This window comes from Streptomyces sp. NPDC001568, from assembly GCF_042893755.1.
Lineage (GTDB): Bacteria > Actinomycetota > Actinomycetes > Streptomycetales > Streptomycetaceae > Streptomyces.
Window position 1 is genome coordinate 136730 of the sequence record NZ_JBIAVF010000003.1, and the last position, 25327, is coordinate 162056.

The 25327-nt window shown below is 73.4% G+C and carries 23 protein-coding genes and 1 riboswitch; of the genes, 17 read left to right on the forward strand and 6 right to left on the reverse strand.

Annotated elements, in window-relative coordinates; all coding sequences use genetic code 11:
- Positions 1-163: 163 nt before the first annotated feature.
- A complete protein-coding gene (locus tag ACFY0I_RS06420; protein ID WP_388890995.1) occupies positions 164-1597 on the forward strand; it encodes a DHA2 family efflux MFS transporter permease subunit in 1434 nt (477 codons plus the stop codon).
- A gap of 72 nt (positions 1598-1669) precedes the next feature.
- On the opposite strand, the gene ACFY0I_RS06425 is transcribed toward ACFY0I_RS06420, so the two are convergent.
- Positions 1670-2680, reverse strand: coding sequence for an alpha/beta hydrolase family protein (locus ACFY0I_RS06425; protein ID WP_388890998.1), 1011 nt, complete (start codon positions 2678-2680; stop codon positions 1670-1672).
- Between the two features lie 148 nt (positions 2681-2828).
- Between ACFY0I_RS06425 and ACFY0I_RS06430 the strand changes: the two genes are divergently transcribed.
- Genes ACFY0I_RS06430 through ACFY0I_RS06440 form a run of 3 tightly spaced genes read left to right on the forward strand, consistent with a single transcriptional unit; the run spans position 2829 to position 5290 of the window.
- The gene (locus ACFY0I_RS06430) at positions 2829-3437 is read left to right on the forward strand and encodes a GNAT family N-acetyltransferase (RefSeq protein WP_388891000.1); all 609 of its coding nucleotides are present in this window, start codon (positions 2829-2831) and stop codon (positions 3435-3437) included.
- A complete protein-coding gene (locus ACFY0I_RS06435) occupies positions 3434-4315 on the forward strand; it encodes a PaaX family transcriptional regulator C-terminal domain-containing protein (protein ID WP_388891003.1) in 882 nt (293 codons plus the stop codon). Before ACFY0I_RS06430 ends, ACFY0I_RS06435 begins: the two co-directional genes overlap by 4 nt.
- Before the next feature lie 60 nt (positions 4316-4375).
- Entirely contained in the window at positions 4376-5290 is a 915-nt protein-coding gene (locus tag ACFY0I_RS06440) for an RNA polymerase sigma factor SigF (protein WP_388891005.1), read from the forward strand.
- 74 nt (positions 5291-5364) lie between these two features.
- Here the strand turns inward: ACFY0I_RS06440 and ACFY0I_RS06445 are convergent, their stop codons facing one another.
- Positions 5365-5772, reverse strand: a complete 408-nt coding sequence (locus ACFY0I_RS06445) for an ATP-binding protein (protein ID WP_388891007.1) — start codon at positions 5770-5772, stop codon at positions 5365-5367.
- A 304-nt stretch (positions 5773-6076) separates the two neighbouring features.
- On the opposite strand from ACFY0I_RS06445, the gene ACFY0I_RS06450 reads away from it, so the two are divergent.
- A complete protein-coding gene (locus ACFY0I_RS06450; protein ID WP_388891010.1) occupies positions 6077-7426 on the forward strand; it encodes an aspartate aminotransferase family protein in 1350 nt (449 codons plus the stop codon).
- A gap of 283 nt (positions 7427-7709) precedes the next feature.
- On the forward strand, positions 7710-8627 hold the full coding sequence (gene pucL, locus ACFY0I_RS06455) for a factor-independent urate hydroxylase (RefSeq protein ID WP_388891013.1): 918 nt from the start codon (positions 7710-7712) through the stop codon (positions 8625-8627).
- Between the two features lie 121 nt (positions 8628-8748).
- Here pucL and ACFY0I_RS06460 read toward each other — a convergent pair whose 3' ends face one another.
- Positions 8749-9219, reverse strand: coding sequence for a histidine phosphatase family protein (locus tag ACFY0I_RS06460; RefSeq protein WP_388891016.1), 471 nt, complete (start codon positions 9217-9219; stop codon positions 8749-8751).
- 54 nt (positions 9220-9273) lie between these two features.
- Positions 9274-9421: riboswitch (cobalamin riboswitch) on the forward strand.
- 36 nt (positions 9422-9457) lie between these two features.
- On the opposite strand from ACFY0I_RS06460, the gene ACFY0I_RS06465 reads away from it, so the two are divergent.
- The 3 genes from ACFY0I_RS06465 (at position 9458) to ACFY0I_RS06475 (ending at position 10909) form a co-directional block, all read left to right on the forward strand.
- Positions 9458-9673 carry a CbtB-domain containing protein gene (locus ACFY0I_RS06465; RefSeq protein ID WP_356873467.1) on the forward strand — a complete coding sequence of 72 codons (216 nt, stop codon included), beginning with the start codon at positions 9458-9460 and terminating at the stop codon, positions 9671-9673.
- 147 nt (positions 9674-9820) lie between these two features.
- Positions 9821-10576: a CbtA family protein gene (locus tag ACFY0I_RS06470; protein ID WP_388891019.1), complete on the forward strand. Its 756-nt coding sequence runs from the start codon at positions 9821-9823 to the stop codon at positions 10574-10576.
- An 87-nt stretch (positions 10577-10663) separates the two neighbouring features.
- Positions 10664-10909, forward strand: a complete 246-nt coding sequence (locus ACFY0I_RS06475) for a hypothetical protein (RefSeq protein ID WP_388891022.1) — start codon at positions 10664-10666, stop codon at positions 10907-10909.
- Between the two features lie 9 nt (positions 10910-10918).
- Here the strand turns inward: ACFY0I_RS06475 and ACFY0I_RS06480 are convergent, their stop codons facing one another.
- Positions 10919-12469: a multicopper oxidase family protein gene (locus ACFY0I_RS06480; RefSeq protein ID WP_388891025.1), complete on the reverse strand. Its 1551-nt coding sequence runs from the start codon at positions 12467-12469 to the stop codon at positions 10919-10921.
- A 165-nt stretch (positions 12470-12634) separates the two neighbouring features.
- Here ACFY0I_RS06480 and ACFY0I_RS06485 point away from each other — a divergent pair, with 165 nt between their 5' ends.
- The 3 genes from ACFY0I_RS06485 to ACFY0I_RS06495 all read left to right on the forward strand — a co-directional run bounded on the left by ACFY0I_RS06485 (position 12635) and on the right by ACFY0I_RS06495 (position 14458).
- Entirely contained in the window at positions 12635-13696 is a 1062-nt protein-coding gene (locus ACFY0I_RS06485; RefSeq protein ID WP_388891027.1) for a PucR family transcriptional regulator, read from the forward strand.
- Positions 13697-13872: 176 nt separating this feature from the next.
- Positions 13873-14223 carry a hypothetical protein gene (locus ACFY0I_RS06490; RefSeq protein WP_388891030.1) on the forward strand — a complete coding sequence of 117 codons (351 nt, stop codon included), beginning with the start codon at positions 13873-13875 and terminating at the stop codon, positions 14221-14223.
- A gap of 58 nt (positions 14224-14281) precedes the next feature.
- The gene (locus tag ACFY0I_RS06495; RefSeq protein WP_388891033.1) at positions 14282-14458 is read left to right on the forward strand and encodes a hypothetical protein; all 177 of its coding nucleotides are present in this window, start codon (positions 14282-14284) and stop codon (positions 14456-14458) included.
- Between the two features lie 324 nt (positions 14459-14782).
- Here ACFY0I_RS06495 and ACFY0I_RS06500 read toward each other — a convergent pair whose 3' ends face one another.
- Positions 14783-15193, reverse strand: a complete 411-nt coding sequence (locus tag ACFY0I_RS06500) for a hypothetical protein (RefSeq protein WP_388891035.1) — start codon at positions 15191-15193, stop codon at positions 14783-14785.
- Positions 15194-15354: 161 nt separating this feature from the next.
- Here ACFY0I_RS06500 and ACFY0I_RS06505 point away from each other — a divergent pair, with 161 nt between their 5' ends.
- The 4 genes from ACFY0I_RS06505 (at position 15355) to ACFY0I_RS06520 (ending at position 20912) form a co-directional block, all read left to right on the forward strand.
- Positions 15355-16182: a hypothetical protein gene (locus ACFY0I_RS06505; RefSeq protein WP_388891038.1), complete on the forward strand. Its 828-nt coding sequence runs from the start codon at positions 15355-15357 to the stop codon at positions 16180-16182.
- Between the two features lie 71 nt (positions 16183-16253).
- Positions 16254-18245: an FUSC family protein gene (locus tag ACFY0I_RS06510; RefSeq protein WP_388891041.1), complete on the forward strand. Its 1992-nt coding sequence runs from the start codon at positions 16254-16256 to the stop codon at positions 18243-18245.
- A gap of 700 nt (positions 18246-18945) precedes the next feature.
- Positions 18946-19665 carry a hypothetical protein gene (locus ACFY0I_RS06515; protein ID WP_388891044.1) on the forward strand — a complete coding sequence of 240 codons (720 nt, stop codon included), beginning with the start codon at positions 18946-18948 and terminating at the stop codon, positions 19663-19665.
- Positions 19653-20912, forward strand: coding sequence for a sensor histidine kinase (locus ACFY0I_RS06520; RefSeq protein WP_388891047.1), 1260 nt, complete (start codon positions 19653-19655; stop codon positions 20910-20912). The genes ACFY0I_RS06515 and ACFY0I_RS06520 overlap by 13 nt, the downstream gene beginning before the upstream one ends.
- 72 nt (positions 20913-20984) lie before the next feature.
- Here ACFY0I_RS06520 and ACFY0I_RS06525 read toward each other — a convergent pair whose 3' ends face one another.
- Positions 20985-23060, reverse strand: a complete 2076-nt coding sequence (locus ACFY0I_RS06525) for a PhoX family protein (protein WP_388891050.1) — start codon at positions 23058-23060, stop codon at positions 20985-20987.
- A 411-nt stretch (positions 23061-23471) separates the two neighbouring features.
- Here ACFY0I_RS06525 and ACFY0I_RS06530 point away from each other — a divergent pair, with 411 nt between their 5' ends.
- Positions 23472-25253: a VWA domain-containing protein gene (locus tag ACFY0I_RS06530; protein ID WP_388891053.1), complete on the forward strand. Its 1782-nt coding sequence runs from the start codon at positions 23472-23474 to the stop codon at positions 25251-25253.
- Positions 25254-25327: the final 74 nt, after the last annotated feature.

The following is a 25327-nucleotide window of genomic DNA, read 5'->3' on the forward strand; positions in this document are numbered from 1 at the left end:
CCGCATCCGCCGGTCGGTACCAGGTACCCCACCCCAGTCGTTCGACAGAGGCTCCGGTCGCACCGTCGACCCTAGGTTCGGAGCAAGGGATCACGGGCGGCACACCGCCCCTCCCGATCCGGCCGCCGCGGCCGGACCCGCCGGACCGACGAGGAGGCACACCATGAGCACGTCCCTGGCCGCCATCGGGGCACCCGCCCCCTCCCGGCCGAACCCGTCACCCATGGCGATAGCGATGGTCGTGATCATCGGCGCGTTCATGATCGTCCTCGACACCACGATCCTGGGTGTCGCCCTGGGCGGGCTCTCCCGGCACTTCGATGCCCCGCTCTCCACCATCCAGTGGACGGCGACCGGTTACACGCTGGCCCTCGCGGCCGTCATCCCGATCACCGCGTGGGCCTCGGGCCGGTTCGGCACCAAGCGGCTCTACATGCTCTCCATCGCCCTGTTCGGCATCGGTTCGGCGCTGGCCGGTATCGCCTGGAGCATCGAAACGCTGATCGCGTTCCGGGTCCTGCAAGGGCTCGGCGGCGGCATGGTGGTGCCGCTCGGGATGGTCATGGTGCTGAACGCCTCCGCCCCGGAGCACAAGGGGCGGATGATGGGCCTGTTGGGCCTTCCCGTCCTGGTGGCTCCGCTGATCGGGCCGGTGTTGGGCGGCTGGCTGGTCGACGCGGCCTCGTGGCGCTGGATCTTCTTCATCAACGTGCCGGTCGGTGTGCTCGCCCTGGTGCTCGCCGCTCGGATCTTTCCCCGGGACACCGTCCGCAGGACCGTCCGCCTCGACGTGATCGGCCTGCTCCTCCTGTCCCCCGGCCTCGCGGCGCTGATCTACGGGCTCGCCACCGGCGGTGAGCACGGTGACTTCGCCTCGGCGGGAACGCTGGTGCCGAGCGTGCTGGGCGCCGCCCTCGTGCTGGGCTTCGTCGTCCGGGCCCTGCGGACGCGCTCCCCGCTGCTGGACCTGCGGCTGCTGAAGGTGCGCGCCTTCGCCAGCGGCATCGGCACCCTGGCCCTGTTCGCCGGCGCCTACTTCGGGGCCATGATGCTGGTGCCGATGTACTACCAGTTGGTCCGCGGCGAGAGCGCGACGATGTCCGGACTGCTGGGCGTGCCGCAGGTGGTCGCCACCGGAGTCGCCCTCCAGATCACGAGCCGGTTGACGGACCGGATCCCGGCCGGACGGATCGTCCCCTTCGGGATCGTCCTCGCGGTCCTCGGGTACGGGCTGTTCACCCTGCGGCTCGGCGCGGACACCCCGATCTGGCAGTTGGCCGGCGCGCTGACCCTGGCCGGCGCCGGCGCCGGGATGACGATGATGCCGACCGTCACCGGAGCGACCCGGGGCTTCGCCGCCGAGCAGGTGCCCGCGGCCTCGACCCTCATCAACATCAACTCGCAGATCGCGGGTTCCGCCGGTACGGCGCTGCTGTCGGTCCTGCTCACCACGGCCGCGGCCGGAGCCGGCGGACTGGTCGAGGCCGGCCCGGCCTCGGCTCCCGCACTGGCCGCCGCCTTCCAGGACACCTACGTCTGGGTGGTCGCGCTGATGGCCGCCTCCCTGATCCCGGCCCTCTTCCAGCCCCGTCGCTGACCCGGCCCCCGCCCCGCGGCCGAGGAGCCTCCCGCTCCCCGGCCGCACCGGCACGTCGTCCCCGGGGATCTCCTACGCCCCCGGCCGCTCCTGCTGCTCCAGGAAGGTGCGCTGGTCCGCGAGGAGGCCGGGCGGGAAGAGGGACCGCGGGGCGAACAGGGCCGTCAGGGGCAGCCGCCAGGACGAACGCTCGACCGGGGTGCGGACCAGGGCGTGCGTGGCGCCGGGGTACCGGCGGACGGTGAGGGTGCCGGGGGCGAGCAGGTGCCGGTACACGGCTTCGGTCTCGGCCCCGTCCACGTTGAGGTCGTCGGCCCCGGAGAGCAGCAGCACCGGCACCGGGGGCATCGCGCGCAGGTCCGCGCTCGCGTCGGCGGTGTGGTTGCGCGCGATGAACGTCCAACGCTCGGGGCCGAGGCCGGGATCGGCGTCCGGGGACGCCCGGTACTCCTCGTACGTCGCCCCGCGCCGCAGCAGCGCCAGGGTGGCCTCCCGGGCGCGCAGGGCGTCCGCGACGCGGGCGGGGTCGGCGCCCTCGGCGCGGAGTTCGGACCGCAGGTGGTATTCGCCCTGCCGGTGCCAGTTGACGGCGGTGCCGACCGCGATCACGAAGGCGACGCCCGGCGCGGGGGTCCGCGCCACCACCTTGGGCAGCACCCAGCCGGCCTGGCTGGCCCCCCAAAGGCCGATCCGGGTCCCGTCGATCCCGGGGCGGGTCCGGGCCCAGGCGAGGGCGTCGGTCGTCTCGCGGGCCCGGTCGTCCATGGACCGGGAGAGCCAGTCGGCGGGTTTGTCCAGGGACAGCGAGGCGTATCCGGCGCGGGCGAAGGCCTCCCAGTAGGGCCGGTAGAACCCGTCGTGGGTGGCGTCCACGTCGCCGTCCCCGTGCACGAACACCACGAGGGGGAAGGGGCCCGTGCCCTCGGCGGGGGTGGCCAGGACACCCTCCAACAGGCGTCCGTCGGCGGGCACGGTGACCCGCTGTTCGCGCAGGTCGTAGCTGTTCTGCCAGAGCACGACGCCCACGAGGGCGGCGGCCACGAGGACGACGGCGGCCAGGGTGACGAGGAAGGCCTTGCGCATGCCCGCTCCTTCTCTGCTCGGTCTCGGCTCGATCTCGGCTCGACCCGGTCGGTCCGCCCGATTCGGTCCGCCCGGTTGCTCCATCCACTCATATTTCTATCACTTCAAAAACGATCGTAATGAGAATGAACGTATTAGACTTGCTCTCATGACGACCGAGAACGGACGCACCGAGGTGCGGCGCGGGGTGCCCGAAGGCGCCGAGGAGCGGGTGGCCGAGCTGTACTGGGAGGCCTTCGGCCGGAAGTTGGGCGCGGCCCTCGGCCCCGCCCCGGCGGGGCGCCGGTTCATCGCCTCCCACCTGCACCGGGACCGCGCCCTCACCGCCCTGGACGAGGCCGGCCGGGTCCTGGGAGTGGCCGGCTACCAGCTCGCCGGGCGGGGCCTCGTCGGCGGCGACGCCGCCGCCGTCAGGGCGCAGTACGGGCAGGTCAGGGGCCTGTACCGGGCGCTCCTGCTGGCCCTGCTGGAACGCACCCCGGCCCGCGGCGAGCTCGTCATGGACGGCATCGCGGTGGATCCCGCGGCGCGGGGGCGCGGCATCGGCGGGCTGCTCCTCGACGGGATCGAGGAAGTGGCGGCCGAGCAGGGATGCCGGCGGATCCGGCTCGACGTGATCGCCGAGAACCCGCGCGCCCGCGCCCTGTACGAGCGGCGCGGATTCCGTCCCGTCCTGGTGCGGCGCACCCCGTGGCTGCGGGACGTCCTGGGGTTCGGAGCGGTGACGACGATGCACAAGGCGGTGACGGTCCGATGAGCACGACGCGCCCGGCAGGGGCCGCGCAGACTCCCGAGGGGACGGCGGCGGCCCCCGCCGTCCCCACGCGGCTGGTGGTGCACGCCCTGGTCCGTGAGGACGGCTCCGTGGACGCCGGGGAGCTCTACGAGGTCGCCGGCGCACTCCGCATGAGCGACCAGCAGGTCCGGCTGTGCGTGAAGCGGCTCACGGCCGAGGGTCGCTTCACCCAGGAGGGCCGGGGCCGGCGGGCCGTCCTGCGGCTCACCGGTACGGCGCGGGCGGGGGCGGCCGGGCTGCCCATGGTCCCCGAGGTGGAGTTCGTCCGGCACGCCTACCGGCAGGACGCGGGGCTGGAGCCGTGGGACGGAGCCTGGCACCTGTTCGCCTTCGCCGTCCCGGAAGCGGCGCGGGGCGCGCGGGACGCGCTGCGGGACACCCTGACCTCCCTCGGGGCGGCCCCCGTCCAGGGCGGGCTGTACGTCACCCCGAACGAGGTCGGCCCGTACGTCAGGGCCCGCGCGGCGGACCTGGGCGTCCCCACCGGGCTGACCTGCCTGACCAGCCGGGACCTCGCCGTGGGCGGGATCACCGACCCGGCCGACCTCGCGGCCCGGCTGTGGCCGCTGGACGCGATCGCGCGGCGGTACGAGACCCTGCGCGCCCTCGCCGAGGGCCCGGGCGACGACCTCGCCCACGCCGTCACCCTGGCGGCGGCCTTCGCCGAGGCCATGGGCCCGGATCCGCTGCTGCCCCCCGAGCTGCTGCCCCGCCCCTGGCCCGGAGCGGCCGCCCGCACTGCGGCGGCAGCGGCCTGGTCCCGGCTCCGGTCCGCGGCGGCGCCCGACGGGCCGCGCCTCTTCCGGCTCTACGCCGAGGCGGTGGCCGATCCGGTGTGAAGCGGTCGCCGGTCGGGTTCCTTCGCTGGTCAGACGCGTGTTTCACGTGAAACGGCGCCCATGTTCGAAAAAACATGCGGATATGTGGCGTTTGATCCGGGTATATCCACCTGGATAGCAACCGAGTACGACCCCGGGCCCGGCCCGGGGTCAACGCCCTCGGAGGAGCGCAGAGCGATGGACCACACCGACCTCACCGACGTCGCCACGCACGAGGCCCGGTCCCTCTCGGTGGCCCTGTTCCGCAGGTTGGCCACGCTGCAAGAGGGGACGTCCGAGTACTCGTACGTGCGCAACACCCTCGTCGAGCTGAACCTCAGCCTCGTCAAGTACGCCGCCCGACGCTTCCGCGGCCGCAGCGAGCCGATGGAGGACATCATCCAGGTCGGCACGATCGGGCTGATCAAGGCCATCAACCGGTTCGATCCCGACCGCGGGGTCGAATTCACCACCTTCGCGATGCCGACGATCACCGGCGAGATCAAGCGGTTCTTCCGGGACACGAGCTGGGCGGTGAAGGTCCCCCGCCGGCTCCAGGAGCTGCGCATCGACTCCGCGAAGGCGCACGACGCGCTCGAACAGGACCTCGGCCGTGAACCCACGGACGCCGAGATGGCCGAGCAGCTGCACGTCACGCCGGAGGAGTTCTCGGAGGGCCAGAAGGCGGCCCGCGCCTACTCCGCCCGCTCGCTGGACGCGCCGGCGCCCGAGGACACCGACCGCGACCCGGTCGCCGAGCGGGCCTCGCTCGGCGAGGAGGAGGCCGCCTACGACACCATCGAGTGCCTGGAGTCCCTCAAGCCGATCCTGGCCGGCCTGCCCGAGCGGGAGCGCGCGCTGCTGACGCTGAGGTTCGGGCAGGAACTCACGCAGTCCGAGATCGGCGCCCGCCTGGGGTTGTCCCAGATGCACGTCTCCCGGCTGCTGAACCGCACTCTGAGCCGCCTGCGCTCCGGCCTCCTCACGGACGCCTGAGACCCCGACCACCCCGAGATGACCCCGAGATGCCGTGAGGGGCGGCTGCCCGGCCGGGCAGCCGCCCCTCACGGCTACGCCTCGGGGGCCGCGACCTCCAGCCAGACCGTCTTGCCGCCGCGGCCGTCCGCCGAGGGCTCCCAGCCCCATCCCTTCGCGAGCCGCCCCAGCAGCACGAGCCCGTGCCCGCCGGGCCGCGAGCGGCCACTGGCGGGTCGGGGGCTCGGCGGCTCGGGGTTGCCGTCGCTGACCTCGACCCGCAGGCGCCCCGGGGCGTGGCGCAGGACCAGCTCGCGCGGTCCGCCCGCGTGCAGGCAGGCGTTCGTGACGGCCTCGGACACCAGGAGGAGCGCGTCCTCCGTCTCCTCCGCGTGCGGCGGCCACAACCAGTCGTCCAGTGCGCGCCGGGTGAAGTCCCGGCATCGGGTGACCACCCCGGTCGTCGCGCCGCCCAGGACGAGCCTCCGCGTCTGCTCAGCCACAGGCTCTCCCGTCTCCGCCCTGCCCCTCGGCGCCGCACCTACCCGGCCCTGCCTCGGACAATCCCATTCTTTCCCCCACCTGGACACGTCCGGAACATACGGCGTACCGGCCCACGGCAGAAATGGCGACCCGAAACGAGCCCCAAGTCGGTACGAACAGGACACGCGGACGGCCCGATGACGGGCCCGGAGGCCGGCACCCGGGCCGGGCGCCGGGGCGAGCCCGGCCGAGGCGTCGCCGTTCTCCGTCCGCGCCGGGCCCGGTCGACCCCGGGTCCACATCCTGGACAACTACCCTCGATATATGAACGCAGAAGCCGACGCTCTCGCCACCGTGAAAGACGCCGACCGGAAGCACGTCTTCCACTCCTGGTCGGCGCAGGATCTCATCGACCCGCTCGCCGTGGCCGGGGCCGAGGGCTCCTACTTCTGGGACTACCAGGGCAACCGCTACCTCGACTTCTCCAGTGCGCTCGTCTACACCAACATCGGCTACCAGCACCCCAAGGTGGCCGCCGCCATCGCCGAGCAGGCCGGCAAGCTGTGCACCGTCGCCCCCGGCTTCGCCGTGGACGTCCGCTCGGAGGCGGCCCGGCTGATCGCCGAGCGCACACCCGGCGACCTCGACAAGATCTTCTTCACGAACGCGGGCGCCGAGGCGGTCGAGAACGCCGTACGGATGGCCCGGCTGCACACCGGCCGGCCCAAGGTGCTGTCCGCGTACCGCTCCTACCACGGCGCCACCTCCACCGCGATCAACCTGACCGGCGATGCCCGCCGCTTCGGCAACGACAGCGCGACCGCCGGAGTCGTGCACTTCTGGGGGCCCTTCCTGTACCGCTCGCCGTTCCACTCGGCGAACGAGACCGAGGAGAGCGAGCGCGCCCTGCGCCACCTGGAGGACACCATCGTCTTCGAGGGCCCGCAGTCGATCGCCGCGATCATCCTGGAGACCGTCGGCGGCGCTCCCGGCGTGCTCGTCCCCCCGCCCGGCTACCTCGCGGGCGTCCGCGCGCTCTGCGACCGCTACGGGATCGTGTTCATCCTCGACGAGATCATGGTCGGCTTCGGGCGGACCGGCAAGTGGTTCGCCGCCGACCACTGGGACGTCACCCCCGACCTGCTCTGCTTCGCCAAGGGCATCACCAGCGGCTACGTGCCGCTCGGCGGGGTGGCCATCTCCGCCGCCATCGCCGAGACCTTCGCCCGCCGGCCCTACCCGGGCGGTCTGACCTACTCGGGACACGTCCTGGCCTGCGCCGCAGCCGTCGCCACGGTCAACACGATGGTCGAGGAGGGCATCGTCGAGCAGTCCGCCCGGACCGGCTCGGAGCTGCTGGGTCCGGGCCTGCGGGCGTTGGCCGAGCGACACCCGTCGGTCGGCGAGGTCCGGGGCGCGGGCACCTTCTGGGCCCTGGAACTCGTCCGCGACCGGGAGACGCGCGAGCCGCTGGTCCCGTACAACGCCTCCGGCGGCGACAACGCTCCGATGACGGCGTTCGGGGCGGCCTGCAAGAAGGGCGGCCTGTGGCCGCTGATCGCCGGCAACCGCATCCACATCGCCCCGCCCTGCAACATCTCCGCCCAGGACGTGGCGAAGGGCCTCGCGATCCTCGACGAGGCGCTGACCGTGGCCGACGCGCACACCGCCTGACCTGCGAAATTGTAGGGTCGCCCAATCCGTGGGTGCTGGTGTTCGGATGATCCGTACGGTGGTTGAACCGTCGTACACATGCTGCAATCCGTGCAGGAACCGCAACGAGCGACACATTGCGGGCCCGAGCACCTACGGACCGGGATGCACGTCAGTCCCGGGGCGGCCCCTCGGGGCCGAACGGCGGGGAGCGGGACGTCCTTCAACGGGCGGGCGCTGGACGCCGGGCGTACGGGATCCAGAAAACCGGACTCCGTGTTCCCGAGACCCGAAGGAAGACAGCATGAGCAAGCACGTCCTGGCGCAGAACCAGTACGGCAAGGCCGAGAACCGCATCGTCAAGGTCACCCGCAAGGGCAGCGACGGTTCCTGGCACGAGATCCGCGACCTCAACGTCTCGGTCGCGCTCCAGGGTGAGTTCCGCGACGTCCACCTCACCGGCGACAACGCCAACTGCCTGCCGACCGACACCACCAAGAACACGGTGTACGCCTTCGGCAAGGAGCACGGCATCGCCTCCCCCGAGGCCTTCGGCATCCTGCTCGCCAAGCACTTCGTCTCCTCGCAGCAGCCGATCCGCGGGGCTCAGATCCGCATCGAGGAGTACGCCTGGGAGCGGATCCCGGTCCCGACGCGCAAGGAGCAGCACTCCTTCGTCCTCAAGGGCCAGGAAGTGCGCACCGCGCAGATCACCTACAGCGAGACCACCGGTCTCCAGGTCATCTCGGGCCTCAAGGACCTGACGGTGATGAACTCGACGAACTCCGAGTTCCACGGCTACATCAAGGACAAGTACACGACCCTCCAGGAGGCGTACGACCGCATCCTGGCGACCAAGGTCACCTCGCGCTGGGCGCACTCCGCACTGGCCGCCGACGACCCGGAGTACGACTGGGACCGGTCGTACAAGAAGGTCCGCAAGCACATGCTGGAAGCCTTCGCCGAGACCTACTCGTACTCGCTCCAGCAGACGCTGAACCAGATGGCCGAGCGGGTGCTCGACAACTGCCCGAAGGTCAACGAGGTCCGGCTGAACCTCCCCAACAAGCACCACTTCCTCGTCGACCTGGAGCCCTTCGGCCTCAAGAACGACAACGAGGTCTACTTCGCGGCGGACCGGATGTACGGCCTCATCGAGGGCACCATCCACCGTGACGGGGTGCAGCCGGTGATCGCGACGTCCGACTGGATCGTCGCCTAGGTCATCCGGCCGGCCGGGTCGTCGACCGGGCAGTGCCGTCGCAACGGCCCGGACCGCGTCGCGGGGTCCGGGCCGTCGTGCTGTCCCGGGCCGGGGCGCCGCCGCGGGCCGGGGCGCCGTCCTACGTGGGCTCCGCGTCCGGCGGCTCCGCCTCCGGCGCGCCCAGCAGCAGGTTCCAGCGGCCCGCGCGACCGCTGAGGGTGGTGACCGTCTCCGGTCGTACGTCGAGGCGCCAGAAGGTGGCCGGCGGCAGGTCCAGCGCCGCCACCACGACCGCCCGTACGACGGCCTGAGCGACCACCGCGCGGTGCGTCCCGGGGGCCAGGGCGGCCAGGTGATCGCCCGTACGGGCGATCAGCGCGGCCACCGACTCCCCGCCGCCCGGAGGGGCGTACTGCGGGTCGGTCAACCAGCGGCGGACGGCCTGCGGGTCCTCGGCGGCGACCTCGTCCAGGGTGCGGCCCGCCCACGCGCCGGTCGCGGGTCCGGCCAGGCCCGCGTGGCCGGGGCAGGGGTCCCCGTACCCGAACCGGGCCCGGCGGGCGTCGGGGTCGAGCGGCGGGGTGGTCAGGTGCAGGCGTACGGACGACATGGGGGGAGCGTAGGGCTCGCGGGCGGGGCGTGGGGCGGGGTGCGCGCGCCGTGGCGTTCGAGCCACCCGCGCGGTACGTTCTCGGACGACATGACGAAGGTACGACGGAAGCACGGTGAAATTCCGGCACGGTCGCGCCACTGTGAACCCCTCCCGCACGCCGGAAGGGGAAGTCAGACCCGCCGCCTTCGTCGCGAGCACCACTGACCGGGACGCGTGTTCCCCAGGAGGTTCTGCCATGGCCCACTCCGCCGTGCCCACGACGGCTCCCGCCGCCATCACCCCGATCTCCCTCTCCGCGCTGGCGCCCTGGGCCGTCTTCGCGGGCGTACTGACCCTGGTGCTGCTGTACTTCGTCGGCGTCGAGCAGGGCGCCACCGCCCTCTTCGAGGGCGAGACGATCCACGAATGGCTGCACGACGGGCGCCACCTCCTCGGCTTCCCCTGCCACTGAGCCCCGCCGACCGCTCGCCCGCACCGGCGCCGTCCGCTTCCGCGTCGCCGGCTTCCGCGTCGCCCCCACCCGCGTCGCCGGCTTCCGCGTCGCCCCCACCCGCGTCGCCGGCTTCCGCGTCGTCCGCACCCGCGCAAGGGAACCCAAGTGAACATCGTCTCCCCCCGTGTCCTGCTCGTCCGGGGCATGCTCGCCGGCCTGCTCGCCGGAGTCGCCGCCTTCCTCGTCGCCTACCTCCTCGGTGAGTCCAAGGTGGACGCGGCGATCGCCATCGAGGAGGCGGGCGCCGCCGTGGGCCACGACCACGGCGACGAGCCGCCGGTCAGCCGGGCCCTGCAGGCCACGGCGGGCCTGGGCACCGGCGTCCTGCTGTTCGCCGTCGCACTCGGCGGCATCGCCGCGCTCGTCTTCTGCTTCGCTCTCGGCCGCATCGGCCGCTTCGGCCCCCGGGCCACGGCCGCCCTGGTCACCGGCGCCCTCTTCGTCACCGTGACGCTGGTGCCGTTCCTCAAGTACCCCGCCAACCCGCCGGCCGTCGGGGACCCCGACACCGCCGCCCGACGCACCGCGCTCTACCTGCTGATGATCGCCCTGAGCGCGCTCCTCGCGGCGGGCGCGCTGCTCCTGGGGCGGCGCCTGGCACCCCGGCTCGGCAACTGGAACGCCTCGGTGGTCGGTTCGCTCGCCTTCGTCGCCGCCGTCGCCCTGGCGTACGTCCTGCTGCCCGGGATCAACGAGGTCCCGGAGGGCTTCCCGGCCGCGTTGATCTGGGAGTTCAGGCTGGCCTCGCTCGCCATCCAGACCACCCTGTGGGCCACTTTCGGCCTGGCCTTCGCTTTTCTGGTCGACCGCGCTATTGCCCCCGCCGCCGCTCCCAAGGAGGCTGTACAGCCAACGAGTTGAGGAAGTCACGCGTGACTCCCGTGGTGCGGTTGGTGCGACGGGGCGGAGAGTGCGCGTGCCGAGGGTGTTGAGGGTGGGAGCCGGGACATGCATACCGCGATCTGGGAGTGGCGGGGCTGGACCGGCGCCACGCCCTTCTGGCTGAACTCGTTACTCCTGCTCCTGGCCCCGTTCACGGCCGTCACCCTGCTCGCCCAGATCGGCGTCATCACCGTCCTGGCCGCTCTGGGCGGCCTCGCCCGCCAGCTCTGGTACGGCGACCACGGCCACTCCGCCATGCACCTCGCCGCCGCCCTCATGGGGGCGGCGGCCGTGGTTTTCGTCGTGCTGTGAGCCCCGCGGTCAGGGTCGGTGACCGTGCGCGCCCGCGCCGTGCGGGGCCCCCTGCGGGGTGCCCGCGGCTCCGCCCGGCTCCACGACCACGAACTGCCCCATCATCCCCTGGTCCTCGTGGTACAGCAGGTGGCAGTGGTACATGTACGGGGTGTCCGGGTCGGCCGCCCCGTCGAAGCGCATCGCGAGGCGCATCGTCGTTCCGGAGGGTACGAAAACGGTGTCCTTCGGCCCGCGCAGCGAGGGCGGCGGGGCCGCGCCGTTGACGTCGAGGACGCGGAACTGCACGTCGTGGACGTGGAAGTTGTGCGGCATCCCGTTGCCGTTGCGCACCGTCCACACCTCCGAGGTGCCGCGCGTGACCGTCTCGTCGACCCGTGCCATGTCCATCTTCCGGCCGTTGATGCCGGACATCCTCAGCTCGAAGAACCGGTGGCGCGCCGCGTCCTGCCCGGTCGGCAGTTCCGAGGGCGCGAGGGCCTGCGGCAGCGGGGGCGAGGGGCGCAGGACGGCCGCCGCCCGCAGCTCCAGTACGTCGAAGGAATCGTCACCGCCGCCGAACCGCTGGTTCCAGAAGTCCGGGCCGACGGCCGTCTCGAAGCTGCGCAGCACCGCCCGTTCGCCGGGCCGTACCCGTACGACGATCTCCGCGCGCTCCCCCGGGGACAGCCGGATCCGGTCGGTGGTGTGCGGGGCCTCCAGGAGGCCGCCGTCGGAGGCGATCCGGTGGACCTCGCGGCCGTCGGCGAAGCCGAAGTCGTACACGCGGGCGGTGGAGGCGTTCAGCAGGCGCAGCCGCACCAGTTCGTCCTTGACCTCCAGGTAGGGGTCCAAGGTGCCGTTGACCATCGTGCGGTCGCCGAGGAAGCCCGCGCTGCGCATCAGCTGGTGGCCGTGGTCCAAGCGGGTCCCGTCGAAGCGGACGTCCTGGACGATGACGGGGACGTCGTCGACGCCGTACGTCCTGGGCAGGGTCAGGGTCCGCGTCCGCTCGTCGTCGAGCAGGAACATGCCGGCCAGCCCGCGCTGGACGTGGGTCTCGGTCGCCCCGTGGGGGTGCGGGTGGTACCAGAGGGTGGCCGCCGGTTGGTCGACCGTCCACTGCGGGGACCAGGCGCCGCCCGCCGGGACCGTCTGGTGGGGACCGCCGTCCATCGCCGCGGGCAGGTGCATCCCGTGCCAGTGGACCGTGGACGCCTCCGGCAGCGTGTTGGATATCCGGACCCTGACCTTCTCGCCGCGCTCCGCCCGCAGCGTGGGGCCCAGGTAGCCGCCGTTGAAGCCCCAGGTCGGCGTTTTCCCGCCCGGCACGAAGTCCGTCTCCCCCGCCTGCATGCGCAGGTCGAAGACGCGGGTCCCGTCGGGCTCCACGGTCGAGGACGCCAACGGGGGCACGGCGAGGGCCCGGTGGAAGCCCGCGCCGACGGTGGAGATCCGGGCCCCCGTGTACAGCCAGGTGAACAGCGTCCCGACGGTCACGGCGAGGACGGCCACGATCGACGCGAGCACCAGCACGATCCGCTTCCAGCGCGGCATCCGCCGCTTCCCGGTCTTCGACATGCTCCTGACGCTACGAACGGCGCGGTGCGCCGGGCATCGGGGACGGCCCCCGGGCGGACCCGGAGCCGCCCCCGAGCCGTCCTCGGGGGAGGTGGGAACCGCCCTCGGGGACGTCCGCCGGGCGACGGGTGAGAATGGGTGCTTCGAGCGAACGCGGGGGCTGGTGTGACGTCAGGGCAGGACATACCCGAGGAGTACCTGAGCGGGTACGTACGGATCCTCGAAGGCGTCGCGGCGACCGGCCGCCGCCCCGGACGGGACGAGCTGGACGCCCGCCGGGCTCTGGGCGAGAAGGCCGCCGAAGCCGGCTACGGGCTGCGCGGCCTGGTCGGCGCCCACCTCGCCGCCACCCGGACGGTGCTGGGCGGCCGGCTCACCCCGGACCACCTGCTGGCGGCGGTGGAACAGACCGTCGACGCCTTCGCCGAAGGGCACGAGCGCGCACAGCGGCTGGCGATCCGCCAGGAGGAGGCCGCACGGCGCGAGTTCATCGACGACCTGCTGCTCGGACGCAGCGACCTCGGCCGGCTCAGCGAACGAGCCGCCCGCTTCGGACTGCACCTGGCGCACGAACACGCCGTCGCCGTCGCCCGGGGCTCCGAGGCGTACGAGGACACGGGCCCGGCGATCCGGCAGGTGGAACTGGCCCTGACCGGGCGGTTCGGCAACCGGACGTTCCTCCTCGCCACCAAGGACGGGATGCTGATCTGCGTGGCCCCGGGCGACCAGGACGACGTACTGACCCACTTCGCCAAGCAGGCCTACGCGACGGCCGGCACGCCCGGCCTCGTCGGGATCGGCCGGGCGCATCCGGGCGCGGGCGGCGTCGTCACCTCGTACGAGGAAGCCCTCGGCGCGCTCGACCTCGCGGACCGGCTCGACCTCGAAGGGCCGGTGCTGCGCTCGGCCGACCTGCTGGTCTTTCCGGTGCTGGCCCGGGACCGGGCCGCGATGGCCGATCTGGTGCTCAGTGTGCTGGGGCCGCTCCAGGCGGGCCGCGGCGGGGCCGGGCCCCTGCTGGAAACGCTCACCGTGTACTTCGACTCCGGGTGCGTGGCGGCCGAGGCGGCGCGGCGGCTGAGCCTGAGCGTGCGGGCGCTGACGTACCGGCTGGAGCGGATCCACCGGCTGACGGGGGCCGACCCCGGGGATCCGGTGCACCGGTACACCCTCCAGACGGCGGCGATCGGGGCCCGACTGCTGGACTGGCCGGCTCAGGAGTTCTAGGCGGGTGCCGGAGCGGGCTGCGGCTGTCGGGCGGTGCGGAGGGTCGCTCGGTCGGGGTGGTGACCGGCGCCGGAGGTGACCGTTTGTCAGCCGACGGGGGTGTCTTCGTCCTCCGGTCGGGGGCTTCTTGGGCTCCGGTGGGGAGTTGACCGGTGTGTCGGGGCACAAAGCGGGGCATGAGCGGTGCGCGATTCGCACGGGCAGTGGCGGCGAGGGCCCTGACAGTGGCCTGCGTCGCGCTGCTGTGCCTGTTCGGCGCCGGTCCGGCGGCCGCGACGGTCGCCGAGATCCGGCCCGCCTCCTCCGCCCCGGCCGAACCCACCGAGGGACAGTCGGATCCGGCCTCGGACCCCGAGGCCCGCGCCGCCCTGCGGGCCCCGGCCCGCGCGCTGCCGTCGGTACGGCAGCTGCCCCCGAGGGTGTTTCACGTGAAACACGCGGGCTCGCCTTCCCGCGTGACCTCGTACGGGCCGGCCGGACCGGTCGCCTCACTGATCGTCGTGCGGAGTGTGGTCCTGCGCTGCTGAGCGGGCCGAGCAGCGGAGCGACCCCCCACACCCCCCTCGAACACCGTGAGGTTCCGCCATGCCCATCGACCCCTACGCCGCCCTGAACGCCATGCTCCGCGCCGAGGCCGCCCGCTTCACCCCGCCGGCCCGCAAGCCGGAACGCTCCGCGCCGCAGGCCGTCACCACCGAGCCCAAGGCCGAGAGCGAACACCAGCCGGCCGTGGCGGCGGGGACGCCCGACACGGCCGCGTAGCCCGCGCGGACAGCCCCGGACCGAGACAGAGACATGGGGGGCGCCGGTTCCCACGCCCTCGGCGTGCAGCAGTGGTCACGTGAGGTTCGACCACGGGCACGGGAACCGGCGCCGCCGCCAGTGTCCGGCAGCGGCGGCGCGCAGCGCTTCGTGCGCGCGGCCGAGGCGCGTCCGCCGAAAGGACGGGCCGTGGCGGGGTGGGCTCCGGGTTCGCGCGCATTCGATCGGGGTCGGCTCTCGCCCACTCGATCAGGGTCGGTTCGCGCGGACTCGATCAGGAACGGTTCGTGCGGACTCGATCAGGAACGGTTCGTGCGGACTCGATCAGGGTTCTCGCGTGTAGTAGCGGTAGAACGCCCCGAGTCCGACGCCCACGCCGACCGCCAACCCGACGCCGGTGGCACGGAGCACCGATTCGTTCGTCAGGCTGTGCAGGTAGCCGGCGGCGACACCGCCGAAGACGCCGTAGGCGGCGGCGTGCACCTCGCGCTTCAGCCGGGGGCCCACCCGGGCCAGGGCGAACATGATCGCGGCGAAGAGGACTCCGCACAGGATCCCGTAGAAGACGTTGCCCGCGTCGACCGGGCCCATCTGGCGCTTGATGAAGGCCGCCCACACCCCGTAGACGAGGCCGGCCAGCAACGGGCGGAGCAGCGCGCTCCTGCTCGTGTGGTGCGCATCGGCCGACCTCGCCGGTCGGCGCCGCCTGGAGACGGTAGGTGCCGCATGTGCCATGACGGGCTCCTCTCTTCCAGCCTCCAGAGCACACCCGCCACCCCCACCCGGCAAGTGGATCACCCGTCCGGCCGCCGGCGGGGCGGTGTCGGCCGGGCCGCTCCCACCCACTCGCAGCAGCAGCGGTGGCGCCGCCCCGCGCCCCGCCTTTCCCTGGTGACGTGCGCACCTTCCTGTCGGCGACCCTGATCGTCCTCGTGACCCTGCTCGTGCCCGCGAGCGCCGTCGCGTACTGGGCCGATCACGAACTGGGGAACGCCGACCGGTACACCGCGGCCATGTCCCCGCTCGCCGAGGACCCCGCCGTCCAGGGAGTGGTCGTCACGCAGGCGGGCCGCGCCCTCGCCGGACAGATCGACGCAGGCCCCTTCCAGGACACGGTCGACGACCTCATCGGCGAGGCCCTGCGCTCCTTCGCCGGCACCCCCGCCTATCGGACGGCCTGGGACGCCGCGAACCGCGCCGCCCACGCCGCCTTCCTCGACGCCCTCACCACCGGCCACGGCGACGCCCTCACCATCGACCTCGCCCCCGTGATCGCCCAGGTCAAGAGCGAACTCGTCGGGGACGGCGTGCCCTTCGCCGACCGCATCCCCGAAACCCACCTGTCCGTGAAGGTCATGGAGTACGACAACCTCGGCGCGCTCCGGAAGGGCTTCCACATGCTCCAGATCGCGGGAGTCTGGCTGCCCCTGCTGACGCTGGCGCTCGCCGCGGCGGCCATCGCCGTCGCCGTCCGGCGTCGGCGCGCCGTCCTCGCCACCGGGATCGGGCTCGCCGTCGGGGCCGGACTCCTGTGGATCACGGTGACCCTGTGCCGCAGGCTCGCCCTCGACGACCTGCCGACCGATGTCGACCGGCCCGCCGCCGCCGCGGTCTACGACGCGCTCACCGCCTGGCTGCGGACCACCGCCTGGATCGTGCTCGCCATCGGCCTCGCCGCGGCGCTCGGCGCCTGGCTGGCAGGCCGGCTCCGCCGCACCCCATAAGCTCGGAAGGTACCCATCCTCCGCAGAACTCCCCAGAAGAACCGATTCGCGAGCGGCGACACGGAAGCGGAATGACCACCGAACGACGCACCGAGCACATACCCCCCGGCCGGGACCGGCCGAACCCCCTCGCACCCCCCGCCTGGCTGCTCGCGGGCCTGCGGCCGACGGCCGCCCCCATCCCGTGGGCCGCCGTCCTGCGCGCCGGCGTCGCCCTCTCCGTCCCGCTGGCCGTCGGCTTCGCCCTGGACGAGCCCGAGTACGGTGCGCTCGTCTCCATGGGCGCCCTCTCCGGAGTGATCGGCGACACCGCCGACGCCTATCGGATGCGCGTCCTCAACATCGCCGTCCCGCAGCTCTTCGGCGCCGTCGGAGTGGCGCTGGGCACCCTCGTCTTCGGGCACGGCTGGCTCGCCGTCGGCGTCCTCACCCTGATCGCCCTCGTCTCCGGCATGATCTCCTCGATCGGCACCGTCGCCTCGGTGTCCGGGCTGCTGCTCCTGCTCAACGCCGTCGTCGGCGCCGGGCTGCCCATGCCCCGGCCCTGGTGGATCGCGCCCCTGCTCCTCGCGGCGGGCGGGCTGTTCGTCCTGGCGCTCACCCTGCTCGGCTGGCCCCTGCGCGGCCGCCGGCCGGAACGGGCCGCCGTCGCCGCCGCCTACCGGGCCCTCGCCGACGGCCTCGAAGCGGCGGGCGGGCCCGGGTACGAGGACCGCCGCCGCCAGGTCACCCTCGCCCTGAACCACGCCTACGACCTGGTCCTGGGTCGGCGCGCCCGCGTCCACGGGCGCAGCCCGTCCCTCGTGCGGATGCTCGCCCAGCTGAACGTGCTCATCCCGCTCGTGGAAGCGGCCCCCGCCGCGCACCTGCGGCGTCGGCCCCTGGCGCCCGAGGTGCCGGCGGCCGTCCGTGAGCTGGCCGACGCGGTCGAGGAGGGGCGCACCGGAGCCCACGTCCTCGTGCTGCCCGCCCCGCACAGCCAGTCCGAACGGGCCATCGACGCCGCGCTGCGGCACGCGGCGGCCATCGTGCACCTCGCCGAGCCGGAGACCCACAACGTCGACGACCGGCTCGGCCGGCCCGCCGCGTTGCGGGTGCGGGCGCGGCGCGCCGTGCGCGACATGATGCTGTCGTCGGCGTCCTGGCGGTACGGGCTGCGGCTCGCGCTGTGCATCGGGCTCGCCCAGTCGCTGGTCTCGCTGATCGAGGTCGAGCGCTCGTACTGGGTGGCGCTGACCGTCACCTTCGTCCTCAAGCCGGACTTCGGCTCGGTGTTCTCCCGGGCGTTGCTGCGGGCGCTGGGCACGGCGGCGGGGTTGGTGCTCGCGGCGGCGGTGCTCGCGGAGGTGCCGCGCGGTTGGTGGGACGTGCCGGTGATGTTCGCGCTCGCCGCGCTGATCCCGGCGTTCTCGGCGAAGGGGTACGCGTTCCAGACGGCGGCGATCACGCCGGTCATCCTGTTGCTGTCCGACCTGCTCAACCACCAGGGGTTCGACCTGATCCGGCCGCGGCTGCTGGACAGTCTGATCGGGTGCGCGATCACCCTGCTGGCCGGGTACCTGCTGTGGCCGGAGAGCTGGCGGACCCGGCTCGGGGACCGGCTCGCCGACTGCGTCGACGACGCGGCGCGGTACGTGGAGCGGTGCTTTGCGCCGGTGGCGGACGAGGCGGCGGTGCGGGTGGCTCGGCAGGCGCGGTTGCAGGCGCGGCGGCGGATCTATCGGGACCTGTCCGGGGTGCGGAGCGAGTTCCAGCGGGCGTTGACGGAGCCGCCGCCGACCGGGGCGCGGGCGGCGGCGTGGTGGCCGTTGGTGGTGGCCGTGGAGCGGATCGTCGACGCGACGACGGCTGCGCGGGTGCGGGTGAACCACGGGGCGGAGCCGCCTGCCGCGGAGGAGGTCGAACGGATCGCGCGGGAGCTGCGGGGGCTCGCCGAGGGGGTCCGCAGCAGCGTGACGCCGGTCCGGGTGGAGGTGCCCCCGGCACCGAACGCGTCGAGCGTCCTGTCCCCGGTCCACCAGGAGGTGGCGGCGGCTCGCGCGATAGCGCAACCCACGCGGTAGCCGTGGCCGGGCTGGGTGGACAGCCCGGGGCTGCGGGGTCGGGGTGGCTGCGGGTGGGTCGGGGCCGGTGCGCGGGGGTGCGGGGTCGGTCCCGGGCTGCGGGCGGGTGCCGGGCGGGTGCCGGTTCGGGGCTGCGGGTGGGTCGGGGCCGGTGCCGGGGTGGGGTGCCGTCCGGGACGGGCATGATTTATGGCGCCCTGTCCAGGCTGCGCTGGTGGACGGTACCGGGCGCCAACAAATCACGTTTTAGTCCCGGACGACACCCCACCCCGTCCCCGACCCCGACCTGCGCGGCCCACCCGGGCCGACGGTGCCCCCGTCGATTCAGCCTCGGCGTAGGTGGCCCCGCCAATCCAGCACCGCCAATCCAGCACCGCCGGTGCCATCCCAGCCTCGCCGGCTTTTGAGGCGCGGGGGCCGGGGCGGAGTCCCGGGGGCCCGCGCCACGCGGCAGTCGACCCGGCCCCGGGCCGCGCATCGAGCCCGGTCGGAGGGGGCCCCGCCCATTCAGCCTCGCCGGCGTTTGAGGCGCGGGGGTCGGGGCGGAGTCCCGGGGGTCGGCGCCACGCGGCACTCGAACCGATCCCGGCCCGCGGACCCGGCGCCGCCAGGAGGTGCCGTACGCCCGGGGCGGGGGTCGGGTCGCTCCAATGGGTCAGTGTGCGGGCCCGGGGGCTGGGGTGGGGGGAGCATCGGGGGTATGGACTCGGTGCGGCGGGCGCGGTGGGCGGCGGGGCTCGTCGTGCTGGTCGGGGTGTGCGCCGGGTGTGCCGATGTGGAGGGGTTGCAGAGCGTCGGCGACTACGGGACCGTGCACGCCCCGCAGAGCCTGTGGCGGGAGATCCGGCCCGATCCCGCCGCCCCGGGGCAGGAGCCGGGCGCGGCCGCCGTCGTGCCGGGGCTCCCCAAGGTGACCACCGGCAGCATGCGCGGCGTGAACGCGGTGGACGTCGTACGGGCCGACGTCACCGCCGCCACCGCCCAGGACGGCGGGACGGGCCGGCTCGTCGACCCGCGCGCGGCCCAGCGGCTGACGCTCTGCACACAGGCTGTGGACGGCGGTCCGGACTGCCCCGTGCGGCCCCCCGTCCTGCACGACGTGACGGGCAACGGCAAGGACGAGTTGATCACCGCCCTCGACATCGACGGCCGGCTGAGCGAGCTGCGCGTCTACACCGTGCGGGACGACGGCAACATCGCCCGGATCCTGTCGCGCCGCGCGGTGCTGGAGGGGGTGGAGGTGGCCGCCGAGCACCTGGCGGTCCGTGAGCCCACCTCGAACCCCGCATACATCTCCGTCTCCGACTACGTGTGGGACCCGGAGGCCGGGATCATGAACCTGTCGCAGCTGACCCTCGACGAGTGCTCCGAGCTCGCGAACGCCCCCCTCGGTGAGGACGGGACGCGATGCGCGCGCTGAGCAGCCTCCGCTGGAAGATCGCGCTGACCACCACCCTGGTGTGCTGCGCGGTCGCCGCCGTGCTCGGCGTACTGGTGCACAACGTGGTCGCCGAGCAGATCTCCGGGGAGGTCCGCAAGGACGTCTACCGGGACCTCGACCACGCCCTCGGCCACTACGAGTACGGCACCGCGCACGGTGACATCGCGGTCGCCCTGGACCCGCCCGCCCTGCCCGTACCGCTGCGCCGGCTCGTCGGGCGCGGGCAGACCGGCAGCATGGTCGGCGAGTACCGGGGCGAACCCGTCATGTGGGGGGCCGGGCCCGCCGACCGGAAGGCCCTCGCGGTGTGGATCCCGTACGAGGGCACGCGCGAGCGGCTCCGGGACATCGACACCGCGATCCTCGCCTCCGCGGCGCTCGCCGCGGGCGTGGTGGCGCTGGCCGGCCTCTTCCTGGCCGACCGGATCAGCCGCCGGCTCGCGCGGACGGCGGCCGTCGCCCGCCGGATCAGCGGCGGGGACCTGGACGCCCGGGTCGGTTTCCCCCCGCGCCGCGCCGACCCCCGCCGGGCCGGCGACCGCGACGAGGTGCGGGACGTGGCGCAGGCGCTGGATCTGATGGCCTCGTCCCTGCAAGGCCGGCTGGAGGCCGAGAAGCGGTTCACCGCCGACGTCGCGCACGAACTGCGCACCCCGCTGACCGGTTCGCTGGCGGCCGCCGCCCTGCTGCCCGACGGCCGCCCCAAGGAAATGATCAACGACCGGCTCAAGGCCCTGCACCTGCTCACGGAGGACCTGCTGGAGATCTCCCGGCTCGACTCCGGGGTGGAGCGGGCGGAACTGGCCCGGATCGACCTCGGCCGGGCCGTCCGGCGGGCCGTCGCCGGGACCGGGCTGGCCGCGTCGGTGGAGGTCGTACGGGACGCGGTCGTGCTCACCGACCGGCGGCGGTTGGACCGGATCGTCAGCAACCTGCTGGTCAACGCCCACAAGCACGGGCAGCCGCCGATCGAGGTCACGGTCGAGGGGCCGGTCGTGGTGATCCGCGACCACGGGGCCGGCTACCCGGCCGAACTGATCGAGCAGGGTCCGCAGCGCTTCCGCACCGGGGACCCCGGGCGGGGCCGCGGACACGGGCTGGGACTGACGATCGCCGCCGGTCAGGCGGCCGTCCTGGACGTGTCGCTGACCTTCTCCAACGCCCCCGACGGGGGCGCCGTGAGCACGCTCCGGCTTCCGGTGGGGCTGCTGACCGCGGACGGTTGACGGGGCGACCCAACGGAGCGGGGCCGTGTTCCACGTGAAACACGGCCCCGCTGGGCGGCTCAACTCGCGTTTTCAGACGCCGATGTTGCGGCCGTCCTTGCGCCACACGGAGACCACGGACGGACGGACGATCTTGCCCGGCCCATCGGGCCACACCGACTGCGGCTTCTCGACGGACGCGCCGTCGATCTCACCCGGGTGCTGGACCGCGACGAGGACCCGCTTGTCCTGGATGATCGGGCCGCAGGTCTCCGCGCCGCGCGGCACGGTGAGGAACTGCTTCAGCTCACCGCGGCGGTCACCAGCGGTCGCGACGCCGAACAGGCCGTCGTGGGAGCCGAGCTGGTTGCCGTCCGTGGAGATCCACAGGTTGCCGTGCGGGTCGAACGCCACGTTGTCCGGGCAGGAGATCGGGCTGACCTTGTCCTTCGGGAACCCGGCGAAGTAGGTGGACGGATCGTTCGGGTCGCCCGCGACCAGGAACAGCCGCCACGCGAAGCCGTCGCCGGCCGGGTCGTCGAAGTTCTCGGCGAGCTCCAGGATCTGGCCGTGCTTGTTCAGGTTGCGCGGGTTGGACTCGGTGGCGCCCTCCTTGCCGGGCTTGCCACGGTCGGTGTTGTTGGTGAGCGCGATGTAGACGCGGCCGGTGCGCGGGGACGGCTCGACGTCCTCGGGGCGGTCCATCTTCGTCGCGCCGACCTTGTCGGCGGCCAGCCGCGTGAAGACGTAGACCTCTTCCGCCGTCATGCCCTCGACGTGCGAGACGTTGCCGGTGGCGAGCTTGATCCAGACACCGGAACCGTCGAACTCGCCGTCGGCCGGCAGCTTGCCCGAACCGTCGAACTGCTCGACCGGGGAGTCACCGGTGAGCTTGGCGACGTACAGGGTTCCCTCGTCGAGCAGCGTGAGGTTGTGCTCCTTGGCCGCGCGCGAGTTGCCCTTCTTCATCTGCTTCGACGAGACGAACTTGTAGAAGTAGTCGAAGCGCTCGTCGTCGCCCATGTAGACGACCGGACGGCCGTCCTCGGTCAGGCGGGGCTGAGCGGCCTCGTGCTTGAAGCGGCCGAGCGCGGTGCGCTTGCGGGGCACGGAGTTCGGGTCGTACGGGTCCAGCTCGACGACCCAGCCGAAGCGGTGGGACTCGTTGGGCTCCTGGGCCACGTCGAAGCGCTTGTCGAACCGCTCCCACTTGCGCTCGGTGGCGCCCGAGGTCACGCCGTAGCGCTTCAGGCGGGCGGCCGCGGTGGGGTCGGTGACCTGGCCGGCGTTGGCGAAGTACTGGTTGAAGTTCTCCTCGCCGTGCAGGGTGGTGCCCCACGGGGTGGTGCCGCCCGCGCAGTTGTTGAGCGTGCCGAGGACCTTCGTACCGGTCGGGTCCACGGAGGTCTTCAGGAGCGCGCCGCCGGCGGCCGGGCCGGTCATGCGGAACTCGCTCTTGGTGTGCAGGCGCCGGTTGAGCTGGTGGCGGGTGACCGCGGTCAGCTTGCCGCCGCGGTGGTCCTCCTGGACGACGACCACGGACAGGCCGTGCGCGGCCCAGGCGATCTCGACCTGCTCGCGCGTCGGGTTCGCGGGGTCGTAGCCCTTGAACATGAGGATCTCGTCGGTGTACTCGTGGTTGGCCACGAGCAGCTGCTGGCGCTCGTAGTCACCACCGAGCGGGAGCAGGCTCAGGAAGTCGTTGTTGTAGCCGAACTGACCGGCCTGGGCGGCGGCGGTCTGCTTGTCGGCGTTGAACCCCGGTGCGCCCTTGACGATCGGCTCGCCCCAGCGGATGACGACGTTCTGCTCGTAGCCCCCGGGGACGGTGACCTTGTCGTCGGTGTTCGGCGCGACCGACGCGAAGCGCAGTCCGCGGGCGGCCTCGCCGCCGCGCTGGGCGTCGGTGACGGGGGTGGCGTTGGCGCTCTGGCCTCCGCTGCCGCCGAGGGTGACGGCGGTGCCGGCGGCGGTCGCCACCGTGACGACCGCGGCGGAGCGCAGCATCGAGCGACGGGAGTAGGCGCGGGCTATGACGTCCCCCGCGTACTCGTTGTCACTGGTGTTGGGCACCTCGTTGAAGCATGCGTCGCCGCAGCGGTAGCGGCAGGTGAGAGCGGAACGGCCGCTCCCATGCGGGTTGCCGATGAGCGGCAGGAGCTTGCGCACGAGGTGTCCTCCGGAAGGTGCACGGTGCCGACAACGCGTCGGAACGAATCCAGCCGTGACGCTAGGCCCGGGTTGCGCCGATGCGGCGGCGCGGGGATGAACGCTGGATGAACCCGGCACGGCGGAGGGGGAGTTCGACCGCGGGCACGTTTGCCTGGACAGTCGGGCGCCACGAAAGGCGCCCCTGCCGAAGATCCAGCCGGGCGGCCGATAACCTTACGTGTCCACTCTGGGCAGGGATCATCCGCGCAGCACGGACAAATGACTCACGCACTCATGCGAAAGGCCTGGCCCATGGGTATTCGGAGCTTGTTGCGCAAGGTGTTCGGACGGTCTGCGGAACCGGTTCCGGAGACGTCGGACGCCCCTTCGGCGGCCCTTCCAAGCCAGACGGAACGCACTCCGCTGGACGTGGCCGCCGAATTGGTGGCGGCGTCCTTCGACAACCCGACGGTTCCGCCGCAGCCCGCATCGCGGGACCGCGAGCCGGGGACGGTCATGACCGCCCCCGTGCCCGCCACGGACCCGACGGTTCCGGAGGCGCGCCGCCCGGTGACCCCGCAGGCGCCGCAGGGCGGCGGCGAGGGCCCGACGACGACCGCGGCGGAGCCGGCGGCGAAGGAACCCCCGGCCGTCGCCGCGGAGCCCGAGCCCCGGCCGAACGCCGAGGTGGAGCCGGCCACGGAGCCGGCCACGGAGCCGGCTGCCGATCCCGACGTCGCGGCCGTTGTCGTGGCCGAGGCGCCGGCGGACGCTGCCGAGCCCGTCGTCGCGCCCGTTGTCGTGACCGAGGCGGAGACCGCTGTCGAGCCCGTCGCCGTGGCCGCGGTTCAGCCCCCGGCCGCCGTCGAGCCCGAGGCCGAGGTGGCCGTACCGGCCGTGGCCGAGGACTCCGCCCCCGTGGTCGAGGCACCTGTCGCGGAGGCTCCGGACGCCGTCGCGGCCGACGCCGCGGCCGACGCCGAACTCCGGGCCGCTGCCGCGGTCGAGGTCGCGCCCGAGGCCGAAGTGGCCCTCGTGGCACCGGCCGTCGAGGCCGTCACCCCGGAAGCCGAAGCGGAAGCCGAAGCGGAAGCTGCTGCCGAGCCCGAGTCGGCCGTACCGGCCCCGGCTGCGGAAGTCGCCCCCGGGGCCGAGGCACCCGTCGCGGAGCCCGTACCCGCCGCCGCCCCCGTGGAACCGGTGACCGAGCCGGTGGCCGAGCCGGAGCCCCTGCCCGCGGCTGCCGCGGTCACCGCCGACGCCGGCTCCGCGCCCGAAGCGGAACCCGTGGTTGCCGAGGTCGCGCCCGAAGCGCCCGAGCCCGTGGCGGAGTCGGTGACCGCCGAGCCGGCATCCGAAGCCCCCGCGCCCGTGGTCCCCGTGGCCGCCGAGCCCGTGCCGGCGGAAGCCGTGGTTCCGGTGGCGGCGGAAGCCGTCCAGCCCGCAGCCGAGCCCGTGGCGGCGGAAGCCCCCGAGCCCGTAGCCGTGCCCGTGGCCCCGGAAGCCGTCGAGCCCGCCGACATCGCCCCCGCGGCGGCCGTCGGCGTGCTCGGGTCCGCCGTCGCGGCGGCAGCCGTGCGGCGGCGGGCGCCCGGGGTGAGCGGTGCGTACAAGACCGCCGGCCAGGTGCTGCGCGGCAAGGGGCGGGTCGGGGCGCGGGCCAAGGTGTACCTCGTACTGGACCGTTCCGGCTCGATGCGCGGGTTCTACAAGGACGGCAGTGCCCAGCACCTCGCCGACCACGCGCTCGCGCTGGCCGCGCACTTCGACGAGCAGGCCACCGTCCACACGGTGTTCTTCTCCACGGAGGTGGACGGCACCGCCGACCTGACCCTGGACGCGCACGACGCGACCTGGGTCGGGGCCCGGCACTCCGAGCTCGGCCGAATGGGCCGCACCAGCTACCACGCGGCCGTCGAGGCCGTCCTGGAGCGGTACCAGAAGGACGGCGGCGAGGGTCCGGCCCTGGTCGTCTTCCAGACGGACGGCGCGCCCGACAACCGTCAGCCCGCCCGGCAGGCCCTCGCGGACGCCGCGACCGCCGCTCCGGACGTCCGCTGGCAGTTCGTCGCGTTCGGTGACCTCGACGCGAAGGGCTTCGACTTCGTGCGCAGGCTGGACCTCGGGAACGCCGGCTTCTTCCACGCCGGCCCCACGCCCGCCGCATTGCCCTCGACCACGCTCCTCAAGGGCCTGCTCGACGGTTTCTAGCAGCGCGGCGGTACCCGAACGAACGAAGGCGGCGCCCCCTCCGACCGGAGGGGGCGCCGCCTTCGCGTGTCACG